Source organism: Streptomyces syringium (assembly GCF_017876625.1).
In the GTDB taxonomy this organism is placed as follows: domain Bacteria; phylum Actinomycetota; class Actinomycetes; order Streptomycetales; family Streptomycetaceae; genus Streptomyces; species Streptomyces syringius.
Map to the genome: position 1 here is coordinate 2509304 of NZ_JAGIOH010000001.1, position 13346 is coordinate 2522649.

Annotated in this window: 13 protein-coding genes and 1 pseudogene; 7 read left to right on the plus strand and 7 right to left on the minus strand. The window is 69.9% G+C overall.

Features of this window, described 5'->3' with window-relative positions; translation table 11 throughout:
* Positions 1–328: 328 nt before the first annotated feature.
* A complete protein-coding gene (locus JO379_RS11160) occupies positions 329–1180 on the plus strand; it encodes an LLM class flavin-dependent oxidoreductase (RefSeq protein ID WP_209514804.1) in 852 nt (283 codons plus the stop codon).
* An 18-nt stretch (positions 1181–1198) separates the two neighbouring features.
* On the opposite strand, the gene JO379_RS11165 is transcribed toward JO379_RS11160, so the two are convergent.
* The 3 genes from JO379_RS11165 to JO379_RS11175 form a co-directional block, all read right to left on the minus strand.
* Positions 1199–1519, minus strand: a complete 321-nt coding sequence (locus JO379_RS11165) for a hypothetical protein (RefSeq protein WP_209514806.1) — start codon at positions 1517–1519, stop codon at positions 1199–1201.
* A gap of 260 nt (positions 1520–1779) precedes the next feature.
* Complete coding sequence (locus JO379_RS11170) at positions 1780–2073, minus strand: hypothetical protein (RefSeq protein ID WP_209514808.1); 294 nt, start codon at positions 2071–2073, stop codon at positions 1780–1782.
* Between the two features lie 218 nt (positions 2074–2291).
* A complete protein-coding gene (locus tag JO379_RS11175; RefSeq protein WP_209514810.1) occupies positions 2292–3134 on the minus strand; it encodes a hypothetical protein in 843 nt (280 codons plus the stop codon).
* Between the two features lie 240 nt (positions 3135–3374).
* On the opposite strand from JO379_RS11175, the gene JO379_RS34100 reads away from it, so the two are divergent.
* A complete protein-coding gene (locus JO379_RS34100) occupies positions 3375–3719 on the plus strand; it encodes an ATP-dependent DNA ligase (RefSeq protein WP_209514814.1) in 345 nt (114 codons plus the stop codon).
* A 319-nt stretch (positions 3720–4038) separates the two neighbouring features.
* On the opposite strand, the gene JO379_RS11185 is transcribed toward JO379_RS34100, so the two are convergent.
* Together JO379_RS11185 and JO379_RS11190 are read right to left on the minus strand one after the other, a co-directional pair.
* Positions 4039–5013 carry an LPXTG cell wall anchor domain-containing protein gene (locus JO379_RS11185; protein ID WP_209514816.1) on the minus strand — a complete coding sequence of 325 codons (975 nt, stop codon included), beginning with the start codon at positions 5011–5013 and terminating at the stop codon, positions 4039–4041.
* Between the two features lie 126 nt (positions 5014–5139).
* The gene (locus JO379_RS11190; protein WP_242626023.1) at positions 5140–5925 is read right to left on the minus strand and encodes a sulfite exporter TauE/SafE family protein; all 786 of its coding nucleotides are present in this window, start codon (positions 5923–5925) and stop codon (positions 5140–5142) included.
* 218 nt (positions 5926–6143) lie between these two features.
* Between JO379_RS11190 and JO379_RS11195 the strand changes: the two genes are divergently transcribed.
* Positions 6144–7061 (plus strand): oxidoreductase, encoded by a 918-nt coding sequence (locus JO379_RS11195; RefSeq protein WP_209514818.1) that lies wholly within the window; start codon positions 6144–6146, stop codon positions 7059–7061.
* A 58-nt stretch (positions 7062–7119) separates the two neighbouring features.
* Here JO379_RS11195 and JO379_RS11200 read toward each other — a convergent pair whose 3' ends face one another.
* Complete coding sequence (locus tag JO379_RS11200) at positions 7120–7728, minus strand: hypothetical protein (RefSeq protein ID WP_245381438.1); 609 nt, start codon at positions 7726–7728, stop codon at positions 7120–7122.
* A 277-nt stretch (positions 7729–8005) separates the two neighbouring features.
* Between JO379_RS11200 and JO379_RS11205 the strand changes: the two genes are divergently transcribed.
* Entirely contained in the window at positions 8006–9976 is a 1971-nt protein-coding gene (locus JO379_RS11205; RefSeq protein WP_209514820.1) for an APC family permease, read from the plus strand.
* On the opposite strand, the pseudogene JO379_RS34105 reads toward JO379_RS11205, so the two are convergent.
* Positions 9899–10189, minus strand: a pseudogene (locus JO379_RS34105) (hypothetical protein); the annotation flags it as partial. The gene JO379_RS11205 and the pseudogene JO379_RS34105 overlap by 78 nt on opposite strands.
* Here JO379_RS34105 and JO379_RS11210 point away from each other — a divergent pair.
* The 3 genes from JO379_RS11210 to JO379_RS11220 are packed head-to-tail and all read left to right on the plus strand — an operon-like array spanning position 10073 to position 13156.
* Positions 10073–11332 (plus strand): ABC transporter substrate-binding protein, encoded by a 1260-nt coding sequence (locus tag JO379_RS11210; protein WP_209514822.1) that lies wholly within the window; start codon positions 10073–10075, stop codon positions 11330–11332. The pseudogene JO379_RS34105 and the gene JO379_RS11210 overlap by 117 nt on opposite strands.
* A 39-nt stretch (positions 11333–11371) precedes the next feature.
* Complete coding sequence (locus JO379_RS11215) at positions 11372–12319, plus strand: carbohydrate ABC transporter permease (protein WP_245382001.1); 948 nt, start codon at positions 11372–11374, stop codon at positions 12317–12319.
* A complete protein-coding gene (locus tag JO379_RS11220; protein WP_209514825.1) occupies positions 12320–13156 on the plus strand; it encodes a carbohydrate ABC transporter permease in 837 nt (278 codons plus the stop codon).
* Positions 13157–13346 lie beyond the last annotated feature (190 nt).

Genomic DNA, 13346 nt, shown 5'->3' on the forward strand with positions numbered 1-13346 from the left:
CCACGATGCCGCCGGTGCCGGCGCCCACACATCACACCAGAGGCCGGTCCCTATCCGCCGTGCGGCGGAGCACCAGTGATACACGGGACGGATGGGCGCCCGTCCCACCCGCGTGAGGGCGGTCTCGATCATTCGGCCATCGAGAAGTGCCCAGGGGTGCGTGCCAGAAAAGGTGTTGCTCAAGCCTGGATGACCGCGTTACGGTCACCGCACTCTAAAGATCACGCTCTCTGGAACCACGTCGCAGAACGGGAGCGAGCCCGCGCACATGCGCGGAGCCACGGAGGGGCGGCACCTGATTTGGCATGCCCTCCGGAGGATCCTCCCCATGAAAATCGGCCTTGGCCTTCCCATTGACGACCCCGCATTGCTGTTGAGCTGGGCGCAGCGTGCCGACGCCAGCCCGTTCAGCACGCTCGGCCTGCTGGACCGGCTTGTCTTCGACAACCCCGAGCCCCTCATCACCCTCGCGACCCTTGCTGGTGCCACGTCCCGCATCCGCCTCCAGACCGAGGTGCTGATCGCGCCCGTCCACAACACCGCGATCCTCGCAAAGCAGACAGCGACCCTCGACCGCTTGTCGGGCGGCCGCTTCACGCTCGGCATCGGCGTCGGCGGTCGCGAGGACGACTGCCTGGCCGCGGGCATCGACATCCGCCGTCGGGGCCGCCGCCTCGACGAGCAGATGCCGCTGCTGCGTCGGACCTGGGCCGGCGAGCCGTACGGCGCGGATGCCGGGCCGATCGGCCCTGCGCCCTCGACGCCTGGCGGCCCGGAAGTGCTGTTCGGAGGCTTCTCTCCGGCCGCGATCGAGCGCGTCGGCCAGTACGGGGACGGGTTCCTCGGTGCCGCGCTTCCACCGCCGTTCATGGCCGACCTGTACCGCAGCGTCGAGGCGGTCTGGGAGAAGTACGACCGCTCCGGCAGCCCACGCCTGGTCGCCCAGGTGAACGTCGCCCTTGGCTCGCAGAGCACGGTGGAGCAGGCCCTGCGTAACATCCGCAGCTACTACGACTTCACCGGGCGCGCGGACCATGTGGCGAACGGCCTTCTCACCACACCGCAGGCCATCCGCGACGCGGCCGCGGCCTTTACCGGGATCGGCGCCGACGAGGTCATCCTCTACTGCTGGTCCTCGGACATCGACCAGGTCGACCGCCTCGCTGACGTTCTCTTCTAGGGCTGTCGACGGGTCAGGTCACTGCACGGTCACCGTGACGCGCCAAGGCGAAATGACCAGGGGGCAGATGTTGCCCGGATCGGGGCGGCAACGGCGAGCCGCGCTGAGGGTGACAGTGCCGGCCTTTTCCCCGGTGAAGATCGCTGTCGCGTCGCCGGCCGGTGTGCTACCACCCGACGTTCGTCGGAGCACCGCGGAGTCACTGGACTGCGGGACGTCCCAGCTGTAGTTGAGACCGCGTTCCCTGTAGTGGGTGAGGCGGACCTCGATATCATCACCCGTGCTCGCGGACACGGACCGGCCGCTGTCCGGGTTCGTGAGCACGATGCGCTTGGCCAACTGATGCGATGCTTGGCCATGAGCGGCCGCTGGCGCTGCGACTGATGCCAAGACGGCTACCAAGGCCAGCCCCATTCCCCACGGACCGGCAGACCACTTCGTTCCCATCCGAATATCCCTCCCGACGGCTACAACAGACCTATTCTTCCGGCCGGTTCGACGGGTGAGCGAAAGGTGCGTCCCAAACCACCCGACCGAGGGGCGTGGCCGTTCTGCGGCGAGTGGGACCTGTCAGGGGAGAGAGAACTGGGCCCCGGAACTCATGGCTGACGGCGCTGCCGTCGAGGGTGATCACAAGCCTTGTCCGCCGCGATCTCGCAAAGATTGCCCCGCACGTCAGGAGCCTGATCGAACTCCTCATCACTGATCCCGACACCGATCACCCGGCGCACGACCTCCCGGTCGGCAGCAAGCCGCTCCGCCCACTGCGCGGCCGTGGGGTGCTCGGCCACCAATGCCCTGCCCAGTTGCCCGATGCTCAGGCCGCGCTGCTCAGCAAGCTCGGCGAGGTGATTCCGAGTCTCTCGGGAAACCTGAATTCTCTTCGCTGCCACGGAGTTCACTATGCAGCTTCTACAGGGCGGGCGTGTGGGTCGCGCCGGATCCCGAGTCGGCGCCAGCCCGTGGGCGGCCCGCTGTCAGCGATGACCCGGGGCGCAGGAACCGGCGCGGCGGATTCCGGAACGTCGGTGGCAAAAGCGGCCCTCTACGGCACGATGTCGATACGTGTCGTAGAGGGCTCACGCCATTGAGGAGAGGTGCGTTTCCCGCGTCAGGCGCCGGTGCCCGCGATCTTCGTCCGGCCGGAGCCGTAAACCTTCACCTTGGCCCAGGGGTAGACGGTCGCATATTCGCCGTAGATCGGGATCTTGAACGTGACTTTGCGCTTCATGATGGAAGTAGCAGAGGACGCCGGAACCTTGGACTTGCGGTTCATCATTCTGCCGCCGACGTCGACCCCGCTGTCCTCATTGCTGGTGTTGTCGTACCGCTTGCCCCAGGCGCGCACCTTGCCGCCCTTGTAATTGAAGCGCGCATACGTGTGGTACTTGAAGATCGTGTTACCGAAATAGCTGCGATGGGTGTAGGTGATGTGGGTCATTTTCCACTTGCCACCCCGGACGGCGGCCGCCGCGAGCGCGGCATCGCCCTCCGCGGGGGCGTTCGGATCGGCATCCGTCTCCTCGGGCGTCTCCTGCTCCTCGGAGGGCTCGCTCGCCTGGGCGTCTGCAGGAGGCTCGATCGCCGCGAGTTCGTCCTTGCCGAGCGGCTTTCCGGTTTCCGGGGACACGATCTCCCCGTCCTCGGTGACGACCGCCTCCTTCGCGGTCACCTCCAACTGCCGAGGATCGGACACCTTCCGGGCCACCTCGGGGAATTGCTGCCGGAGGAGGTCGAGGAGGGCGTAGTGTCTGCTGATCGCGGATTCCTGGCCCGAATCCAGGGCCGAACCCGTCATATCGATCGCCGCCAGCAGCGCATGCAGCTGGGCCTTCTTGGCGGCATCCTGCGCCGGATTGTCCGCCGCCACAGCCGGAGTGAGTGTGGCCAGCAGCGCGGTAGCAGATACCACCGTACCGGCAAGCAGTTTTCGACTGCGGTGCAGTGAACGCATTGTTCCCCCATATAAAGTTCGGTGCATTTCGGGAAGTCACCCCGATCCCCACGCCGGATCATAAAGGGAACGATCGAGCACGTGCAACCTACAAACAAGCTGACCTCGCAGGGGCCGCGGGCATAAAAATGGATCTTCCGGGCGATTCTCACCCCGCATCGAGGAATTCAAAGGCTTGTTGATTATATATCGGCGAGAATCTCTAATTCCGTTTCCGCAGCAGCCGTCCGGGACCTGCCGGTGGGGCTGCTATTGGATGGCGAGCTGGTCGTGTGGGTCGGCCAGAGGCTTGCGTTCGACCGGCTTCGGCAGCGGACACGCAGCGGTGCTGCGGCTGCGGCCCGACTGGCATTAAGAGAACCCGCCCACTATGTAGTTTTCGATGTGATTCACACTGGTTCGGGAGACGTTACTGCTCTGCCCTACCGGGAGCGCCGGGCCATCCTGGAACAGCTCTTTCGGGACCTTCAGCTCGGCCCGCCGTGGATGTCGTGCCCCATGACGACGTCAGCAGACCAGGTCAGGAGTGGCTGTCGGATCCGTGGGCGGAGAGAGGCGTCGAGGGAGTTGCCCTCAAGCCCATGAGCAGCTCCTACCGGCCTATGGCATGTCCGGCGGATCATGCGGGCCGGGGGCTGTGGGCCGTGTCGGCCGCACCCCGCTGCGCGGTGGTGTCCTCAATCGCCGGACGGGCTGCGCATGCAGCCCGCTGGGGGGCACCTCCCAGCGGTAGCTGGGGGGATTGAGGACGCGCTCGCAGGGCGCCCGCCGCCGCAGGCGGCAAGACGGCCCGCAGCCAAGATCCGCCGGACACGGTCTAGCTCCTGTGACCCAAACCGTCTCCGCAACTGACAAGGCCAGGGAATACAGTGCCTGGCCTTGTCTCGACCTTAGCTGTGCTTGGTCAGCCCTCGTGCGAGCCCCGGCGGCGGGCCGTCACTACCAGGCCGGTGCCCAGTGCGAGCGCACCCGCGCTGCCTGCGACGGCCCAGGGGGTGGAGGAGCCGGCGCCCGTCTTGGCGAGTTCACCGCTGCCGCCGGTGGTGGTGCCGGTGCTGCTGCCCGCGGCGGACCACGTCGAAGACGCACTCGCGGACGGCGTGGCGGTAGCGGTGGCGGTGGCCGTGGCGCTCGTCGTCGGGGTTGCGGTGGCGGACGCCTTCGGGCTGGGCCCGGTCTTGGGGTCCTTGGTCTTGGTTCCGCCGCCCGTGGTCGCCGTGGCCGTCGGCTTCGGGTCGCCCGTGGGATCCGTCTTGCCGCCGTCCTTGGCCATGACGGTGATATCCGACAGCGACGGCGCCTCGACACCTTCGGGGGTGTTCACAATCGGCCCCGCCTTCCCTGCCGGGAAGGCGTCACCCAGGCGGATACGCAGGTCGACGGTGAGCTTCTCCCCCTTGGGGATCTTGCCGAACTGCCTCTTGCCCTGTACGCCGACGTTGGTGACGACGTCGACCATCGACTCCCATTTCGAGGTGGCGGAGCCGCTGCGCGTCCGGTACTTCAGCTTGGTGGCTCGGGGGTCCTCCGGATCGAGCTGCCCGGTGCTCTTGCCCGTGCTGCTAAGCCAGAAGCTCAAGGAGAAGTCCTTGACTTCCTCAGCGTTCTCGTTGTCTAGGACGAACGAGAACTCTGTCCAGTCGCCACCCGCCGTGAGCTTCTCGGGGAAGTTAATGACGTCCACAGCGCGTCCGGGCTGAGTCGCGTCCGGCTCCTCCGCCGAGGACTTCTCGCCCCCGGCAGGGCCCGGCCTCTGCTCAGAGCCCGCCGTCACCGGCGGCTTGGAATCGGCACCGTCGGCGACCGCCGGCGTGGTGAGGAAGACGGCCGGGGCTATGGAGGCGGCGGCTACGACCGCGGTGATCCGTGACAACTTCATCTAGGCAACCTCTGTTCAGGAACCGGTCAGGAACCGGCAGATTGAGCCCTGCAAAGCAGTGCTAACTGTATGAGCAGCTAAATATCGCCCATCTCGGGCTCCTGTGCAGCCCTATGACGGAACGTCTCACCAGCCCCACTGGTCAAACGCCAGCTTGCACACCAGTGACACCACCACCACGACCAGCACCCCGCGCACGAACCCGCTCCCCCGCTTCAGTGCCATCCGCGCGCCTGTAGCGCCGCCCACGAGGTTGAAGACGGCCATGGGGGCCGCTACCTGCCACAGCACGGCGCCCTGGAGGGAGAAGGTCACCAACGCGCCCACGTTCGTACAGACGTTGATGACCTTGGACGTGCCGGAGGCCGTCACCAGGTCCATGTGGAGTATCGCCGCGAGGGCGATGACGAGGAACGTGCCCGTGCCGGGGCCGATGAGGCCGTCGTAGAAGCCGATACCCAGGCCCGCCACGGCGATCGCGGTCAGCACGCGGCGGCGCGTGACCGGGCCGGAGGGAAGTGCCGTCGCGCCGAAGGTGGGGCGGAGGAGAACGAAGGCGAGGACGGCGAGCAGGACGACCATGATCAGGGGGCGCAGTACGGCGCTGTTGATGCCGGAGGCGAAGAAGGCGCCGGCCAGGGAGCCGACGAGGGCGGCGGCGCCGATGCGCAGGCCCGCGCGCAGTGTCATGGGGTCGCGGCGGGTGTAGGCGACGGCGGCCGCGGTCGTGCCGCAGATGGCGACGGCCTTGTTCGTGCCGAGGATGTGCGCGGGCGGCAGATGCGGCAGGCCGACCAGCAGCGCCGGGAGTTGGAGGAGGCCGCCCCCGCCGACGACGGCGTCGATCCACCCGGCCGCGGCGGCGGCCAGGCAGAGCAGGAGCAGCGTGGTCAGCGATATGTCGGGGCTCACCGGCGCGATCGTACGGGCAGCGCGGGGTCGCACCCGCACAAGTCGGTGGGCGTCGGCCATGAGCCATCGGCACCCGTTCGGCTCAACGGGGCGCGGACGGCGCACTAATAGGCACCCGGGCTGCCCGCGCGCGCCCCTCCTCGCCTACGCTGGAACGCACGCAAGCTACTGACGCGTAGCGGCCCCCGTGGTTCGCCGAGCAGAGGAGCACAGCAGACGTGACTGGCTGGACCGCGCACGACATCCCCGACCAGAGCGGCCGTACCGCCGTGGTGACCGGTGCCAACAGCGGCATCGGCTACATCACCGCCCGGGAGCTGGCCCGGCGCGGCGCGCGGGTGGTGCTGGCCTGCCGCGACGCGACACGCGGCAAGGCTGCGGAGGAACGGGTACGGGCGGAGGCGCCCGGTGCGGACGTGGTGTTCGCGCCGCTGGACCTCTCGGACCTCGCGTCCGTACGGGCCTTCGCGGCGGATCTCACGGACGACCGGGTGGACCTGTTGATCAACAACGCGGGCGTGATGGCACTGCCGCAGCGCCGCACGGTCGACGGCTTCGAGATGCAGTTCGGTACGAACCATCTCGGCCACTTCGCGCTGACCGGGCTGCTGCTCCCCCGGCTGCGGGAGGCCGGGCACGGGGCGCGGGTGGTCACCGTCTCCAGCGGGCTGCACTTCCTCAGCACGGTCGACCCGCGTGATCTCAACATGGACCACCGCTACCACCGCTGGATCCAGTACGGGCGTTCCAAGAGCGCCAACCTCCTCTTCACTCATGAGCTGGCGCGCCGGCTGACCGCCGAGGGCTCGCGGGTCGTGGCCGTCGCCGCGCACCCCGGGTACGCGGCGACCAACCTCCAGACCACGGGGGCGCGGATGGAGGAGCGCGCCTGGATGGAGCGCGGCGCCGAGCTCCTCAACCGGTTCCTCGCGCAGAGCGCCGAGGAGGGCGCACTTCCCTCGCTCTACGCGGCCACCGCGCCGGACGTCGGCCAGGACGATTTCTTCGGCCCCCGCGTGCAGCTCTGGCGTGGCTCCCCCACGCGCTCCGCCCGCGCGAAGTGGACGCTGAGCGACAAGGCGAGTGCGGGTTTGTGGGCGGCCTCGGAGCGTCTCACGGGTGTGACGTACGGATAGCCTGTCCGGCGGATTGGTGTGCACCTCCGCTGCGCGGCGGTGTCCTCAAGCGCCGTCCTCAATCGCCGGACGGGCTGAATTCGGCTGAGCTCAACAGCCTCCGCGCCCCCTCCCCGTCGATCCGCTCCGCCAGAGCGGTCAGCACCCCCGCTCCCTCCACCAGCACGCCGCGCTCGCGGGCGCGGCGGGCTCCGGTGTCCAGGTGGTGCCAGAGCAGGGGGTTGTCGGCGAGGACCTGGGGGGCGAGTTCGACGCGGCCGCCCTTGATGTCCCGCAGGACCAGGCGCGGTGTCATGCCGTCCTCCCGCCGGACCCGGGTGAGCAGGTCCGTCCGTACGCGCCGCTCGCGCAGCAGGCCGCTCGAGGCCAGCCAGCCGTCGCCGGCGGTGATCCGGGCCGGGCGCAGGACGAGGACGAGCGTGGCGCCGAGCGCCGCCCAGAAGCAGCCGCGCGGCCCGTCGAGCCCGCCCCGCCCGAGGTCGATGGCGGTGAGGACGCCGGCGAGCGCCAGGCCGCACAGCCAGGCCGACCGGGCCTCGCGCCGCCAGCCACGGTCCCAGGCGAGCACCCCGCCCGCCGAGGGACGCGCCTCCCGCCCGTAAACGGCCCCGCGGCCATGCGCCAGCGACCCGTGCACCCGCGACCGTAATGCCTGTCGGCGTCCCATGGTCCTGACGCTAGAACCGGCGCGTCCGCCCCATGTGCGGTGTTGACGCGGCACTGACGCCGGGCCCGGCAACCCTGACGCCGCGCTGACGGCCGCCCCTCCCCCGGCGTCAAGGACGCGTGAAGAAACCGCCAAAACGCGCCAAGGCACCGCCAAGGCCCGGCTCCTCCGTGGCATCACAGGCGCAACCTGAGCCTCCGGGACGCCAAGCGGCGACTCGCGCCAAGCGGCTGCTCGCCGGTCCCGGCGACCCATCGTCACGGAGGTACGACCACTCATGTCCATGCTGGCCAACAAGCACGACCGGCCCGCCGGGACCGGCGAGCAGCCGCCTGATACCGGGGCCGCCGGGCCCGCGGCGGACGACCGGCACCGGTTGACCGCGACGCAGGGCCTGGCGGCTCTGTCGCTGGATGCGATGGCGTCCGTCGCGTACGGGCCCGAGGCGATCGTCCTCGTACTCGCCGCCGCGGGCGCGCACGGGCTCGGCTTCACGCTGCCGGTGACGCTCGCGATCGCGGCGCTGCTGGCCGTGCTCGTCGCCTCCTACCGGCAGGTCATCGCGGCCTTCCCGGACGGCGGCGGCAGCTATGCCGTCGCCAAGCGCCATCTGGGGCGGCGCACCAGTCTGTTCACCGCCGCTTCCCTGGTGCTGGACTACGTGCTGAACGTCGCGGTGTCCGTCACCGCGGGCGTCGCGGCGCTCACCTCCGCCGTCCCCTCTCTCTACGACGACCGGCTGTGGATCTGCCTGGGCGTCCTCGCGCTGGTCACGGCCGTGAATCTGCGCGGCATCGTGGACTCGGCCAAGGCCTTCATCATTCCGACCGCCGTCTTCGTCGGCTCGATCATGACTGTGATCGTCGTGGGGCTGTTCCGGGACGCGCCTGCCAGCACCGAGGCCGCCGCCGGTCATGCGTCCGTGCTGTCCGACAACGCCACGACCGTCGGGGCGCTGCTCCTGCTGAAGGCGTTCGCCGCCGGTTGCTCCGCGCTGACCGGTGTCGAGGCCGTGGCCAATGCCGTGCCGTCCTTCCGTGCGCCGGCCACCCGGCGGGCGCAGCGCACGGAGGTCGCGCTGGGGGCGCTGCTGGGCGTCATGCTCATCGGTCTGTCGGTCCTCATCGGCCGCTTCCATCTCCAGCCGGTCGAGGGCGTCACCGTCCTCGCGCAGCTCGCGGACGCCTCGCTCGGGCACAACTGGGCGTTCTACGTCGTGCAGTTCGCGACCGTGGTGCTGCTGGCGCTGGCGGCGAACACCTCGTTCGGCGGGCTGCCGGTGCTGATGGGGCTGCTGGCCCGGGACAACTACCTGCCGCACGTGTTCGGTCTCAAGGCCGAGCGGCAGGTCCACCGGCACGGTGTGCTCGCGCTCGCGGCCGTCTCCGCGCTGCTGCTGGTCTTCTCCGGCGGTGACGTCAACACGCTGGTGCCGCTGTTCGCGATCGGGGTGTTCGTCGGCTTCACGATCTGCCAGGTCGGCATGGTCCGGCACTGGCGGCAGGAACGTTCCACCGGCTGGCTGGGCAAGGCGCTCCTCAACGGCTTCGGCGCGGTGCTCACGGGCGTGTCGGCCGTCGTCGTCACCGCGACGAAGTTCACCGAGGGCGCGTGGCTGATCGTGGTCGCGCTGCCGCTGCTTGTCCTGGTGTTCGAGACCGTCCACGGCGCGTACGGGCGGATCGGGGCTCGCCTGGAGCTGGGCCGGGTGCCCGAGGCGCCCCGCCGCTGCCACTCCGTGGTCGTCGTGCCCGTCTCCTCGCTGTCACGGCTGACCAGCAAGGCACTGACCGCCGCCGTGTCGCTCGGCGACGAGGTCGTGGCGGTGACCGTCACCCAGGCCGACCCGGACGGGCGGGCGGCGGCGGAGTCGCTGCGCCGCGACTGGGAGCTGTGGCGGCCCGGTGTCGACCTCGTCGAACTGCCCGCCCCGTCACGCTCCTTGGGCCGCCCGATCGTGGACTACGTACGTGAGATCGCGGACCGGCACCCGGACAACCGCGTCACCGTCCTCATCCCGGAGGTCGAGCCCGCGCACGTCTGGCAGCGGCTGCTGCAGAACCAGCGCGGCGCGGTCGTCGCGCACGCGGTGCGCCGGGACACCGACGCGGTGATCTGCCGGCTGCGCTTCCGGATCGGCGCGGCGCAAAGTGGCGCGGCGCAAGCTGGCGCGGCGCAAGCTGGCGCGGCGCAAAGTGGCGCGGCGCAAGGTGGCGAACCGGCCGGAAAGGCCGACACGCGGCGGTAACCCCTCTGTTGCGTTCCCCCTCCATCGTTGATCGTTGAGCCATACGATCCAGGCGCTCAGTGACACGCCGACGTCAACGCAGCGAGGGGACGCGACATGCCGATCAGCCGCAGACGACTCCTGACAACCGGTGGCGGGCTCGCCCTGGCGGGCGGGCTCGCCGCCGCCTGCGGCTCCAACACCGGGCGCGAAGACAGCGGTTCCCGGTCCCAACTGTCCCAGTGGTACCACCAGTACGGCGAGGCGGGCACCGAACCGGCCGTGCGGCGGTACGCGAAGGCCTATAAAAACGCGGACGTCCGGGTGCAGTGGCGGCCCGGAAACTACGACCAGCAGACCGCGGCCGCCCTGCTGACCGACTCGGGGCCGGACGTCTTCGAGGTCAACGGCCCGACGCTGGACCAGATCCGGGGCGGACAGATCGTCGACCTCACCGACCTCGTGCAGGGCGTCAAGGACGACTTCCATCCGGCGGCCCTCGCTCCCAAGACCCACGACGGCCGGATCTGGGCCGTCCCTCAGGTCATCGACACCCAGGTGCTCTACTACCGCAGAAGCCTGCTGGACAAGGCCGGGGTGAAGCCGCCCCGGACGCTGGACGAGCTGGTCGACGCCGCGAAAAAGCTCACCGACGCCCGGACCAAGGGGCTCTTCCTCGGCAACGACGGCGGCGCGGGCGTCCTCGGCGGCACCCCGCTGCACGCGGCGGGCCTGAGCCTGGTCACCGCCGACGGCAAGGTCGGCTTCGACGACCCGGCCGCCGCCCGTACGCTCGGCAAGATCCGTCGGCTCTACGCCGACAAGTCGCTGCTGCTGGGCGCCCCCGCCGACTGGTCCGACCCCTCCGCCCTCGTCCAGGGGCTGACGGCCATGCAGTGGTCGGGGCTGTGGGCGCTGCCGCAGATCAAGAAGGCACTCGGGGACGACTTCGGGGTGCTGCCCTTCCCCTCCGACGGCCCGAGCGGGCGGCCCGCCGTGCCCGTCGGCGCGTACGGCAGCGCGGTCAGCGCCCGCAGCCGGCGCAAGGCGGCGGCCAAGGCGTACGTGAAGTGGCTGTGGGTGGAGCGCACGGACTTCCAGCAGGACTTCGCGCTCTCCTACGGCTTCCACATCCCGGCCCGTGTCTCCCTGGCGAAGAAGGCCGACAGGCTGCGATCGGGGGCGGCGGCCGACATCGTGCGCTTCACCGTCGACCACGGCTACGCGCAGCCCCTTCTGTGGACGGTCGCGAGCCAAACCGCCTATCAGGACGCTCTCAGCCGCATCATCAAGGACGGCGCCGACCCCGACCGCGAGCTGAAGGCGGCCGTCCGCACGACCGGGGCCGAGCTGCGACGCGTGAAGAAGACGTCCTGAATGGCGACGCGGAGCAAGGCCGAAACGGCGCCTCGCGGCATGGCACCCGGTGCCGCGACACCCGCGTCACCCCGCCCGGCGCGGCAGCGGAACCGTACCCTCTGGTTCTGGATTTTCGTCGGCCCGTTCGCGGCCGGGCTCATTCTCTTCACGTACGTACCGCTGGCCTGGAGCGTCTACCTCAGCTTCTTCGACGCCCACAACACCGTCTCCCCGACGGACTTCGTCGGCCTGGACAACTACACGGCGATGCTGGGCGACCCGTCCTTCCGCGCCGCCCTGCTGACCTTCGCGGTCTTCACCGCCTTCATCGTCCCGGCCACGTACGCGCTGTCGCTCGGCCTCGCGCTGGCGGTCAACCGGCTGCGGTTCGCCCAGGCGTTCTTCCGGTCGGTCTTCTTCCTGCCGACCGCCTGCTCGTATGTCGTCGCGGCCCTGGTCTGGAAGCTGTCGATCTTCAACGGGGTGCGGTTCGGACTGGCCAACACCGTCCTCGGCTGGTTCGGCGCCGACCAGATCGCCTGGCTGTCGACGACCGACCCGCCCTGGTACTGGCTGGTCATCGTCACCGTCCGGCTCTGGCTCCAGGCGGGCTTCTACATGGTGCTCTTCCTCGCCGGGCTCCAGCGGGTCCCGCCCCAGCTGTACGAGGCCGCCGCCGTGGACGGGGCGCGGCCGGGGTGGCAGACCTTCCGGTACATCACCTTCCCCGCGCTGCGCGCGACCTCCGTCGCGGTGGTGCTGCTGCTGGTCATCGGCGCGTTCCAGGCGTTCGACGAGTTCTACAACCTGCTCTCCGACGCGCGCGGCTACCCGCCCTACGCCCGGCCGCCGCTGGTCTACCTCTACTACACGGCCCTCGGCCAGGGGCAGAACCTCGGCCTCGGCAGCGCGGGGGCGGTCATCCTCGCGCTGATCATCGCGGTGGTGACGGTGGCGCAGGCGCGCTGGTTCGGGCTCGGCGGCAAAGACGAGAAGGCGGTGTAGATGAACGACGCACTGGTACGGGCCGGCCGGGCGCTGCGGCTGGTGCTGCTGATCGCGCTGGCCGCGCTGTTCCTGATCCCCTTCTATCTGCTCGTGCGCAACGGCCTGGCGTCGGAGGAGGAGATCACCGCGCCCGGGTGGACGTTCTTCCCCGGGGAACTGCGCTGGTCGAACCTGCGCGAGCTCTTCGCCGACCCGAACGTGCCGATGGCGCACGCGCTGCTGAACTCCACGCTCATCGCGGTGGCGACGACCGTGGGCACCCTGCTGCTCGCCTCCCTGGCCGGCTACGGCCTGGCCCGCATCCCCTACCGCCACGCGAACGCCGTCTTCTACGCGATCCTCGGCACCCTGATGGTCCCGGCGGCGGTCACGTTCGTGCCGACCTTCGTGCTCGTCTCCTCGCTCGGCTGGGTCTCCACGCTGCGCGGTCTGATCATCCCCACGCTGTTCAGCGCGTTCGCGTGCTTCGTCTTCCGGCAGTACTTCCTGGGCTTCCCCCGGGAGCTGGAGGACGCGGCGCAGGTGGACGGGCTCGGGTACTGGCGCACGTACTGGCGCGTCGTCGTCCCCAACTCCCGCCCGGTCTTCGCCGCCGTCGGCACGATCGTCTTCATCGGCGCCTGGAACGCGTTCCTGTGGCCGCTGGTCATCGGCCAGGACCGCGACGCGTGGACCGTCCAGGTCGCCCTGTCCACGTTCACGACCGCGCAGGTCGTGAACATCCACGAGCTGTTCATCGCGGCCGCCGTCTCGATCGTCCCGCTGCTGCTCGTGTTCCTGGTGCTCCAGCGGTACATCGTGGCGGGGGTGGAGCGGTCGGGGATCGACGACTGAAGCGGCGGCCGGTGCGACGGCCCCCGCCACGGCCCGGCTGGGGGTCCGGGGGTCGTCCCCCGGAAGAGTGCAGCATCGTGGCGGGGGCGGAGCGGTCGGGGATCGACGACTGAAGCGGCGGCCGGTGCGACGGCCCCCGCCACGGCCCGGCTGGGGGTCCGGGGGTCGTCCCCCGGAAGAGTGCAGCATC

Excerpts from the sequence above, each read along its gene's own strand:
- JO379_RS11205 (WP_209514820.1), top strand. The coding sequence starts at position 8,006 with ATGTCCATGCTGGCCAACAAGCACGACCGGCCCGCCGGGACCGGCGAG.
- JO379_RS11220 (WP_209514825.1), top strand. The coding sequence starts at position 12,320 with ATGAACGACGCACTGGTACGGGCCGGCCGGGCGCTGCGGCTGGTGCTG.
- JO379_RS11210 (WP_209514822.1), top strand. The coding sequence starts at position 10,073 with ATGCCGATCAGCCGCAGACGACTCCTGACAACCGGTGGCGGGCTCGCC.
- JO379_RS11175 (WP_209514810.1), bottom strand. The coding sequence starts at position 3,134 with ATGCGTTCACTGCACCGCAGTCGAAAACTGCTTGCCGGTACGGTGGTA.
- JO379_RS11185 (WP_209514816.1), bottom strand. The coding sequence starts at position 5,013 with ATGAAGTTGTCACGGATCACCGCGGTCGTAGCCGCCGCCTCCATAGCC.
- JO379_RS11215 (WP_245382001.1), top strand. The coding sequence starts at position 11,372 with ATGGCACCCGGTGCCGCGACACCCGCGTCACCCCGCCCGGCGCGGCAG.
- JO379_RS11200 (WP_245381438.1), bottom strand. The coding sequence starts at position 7,728 with ATGGGACGCCGACAGGCATTACGGTCGCGGGTGCACGGGTCGCTGGCG.
- JO379_RS11160 (WP_209514804.1), top strand. The coding sequence starts at position 329 with ATGAAAATCGGCCTTGGCCTTCCCATTGACGACCCCGCATTGCTGTTG.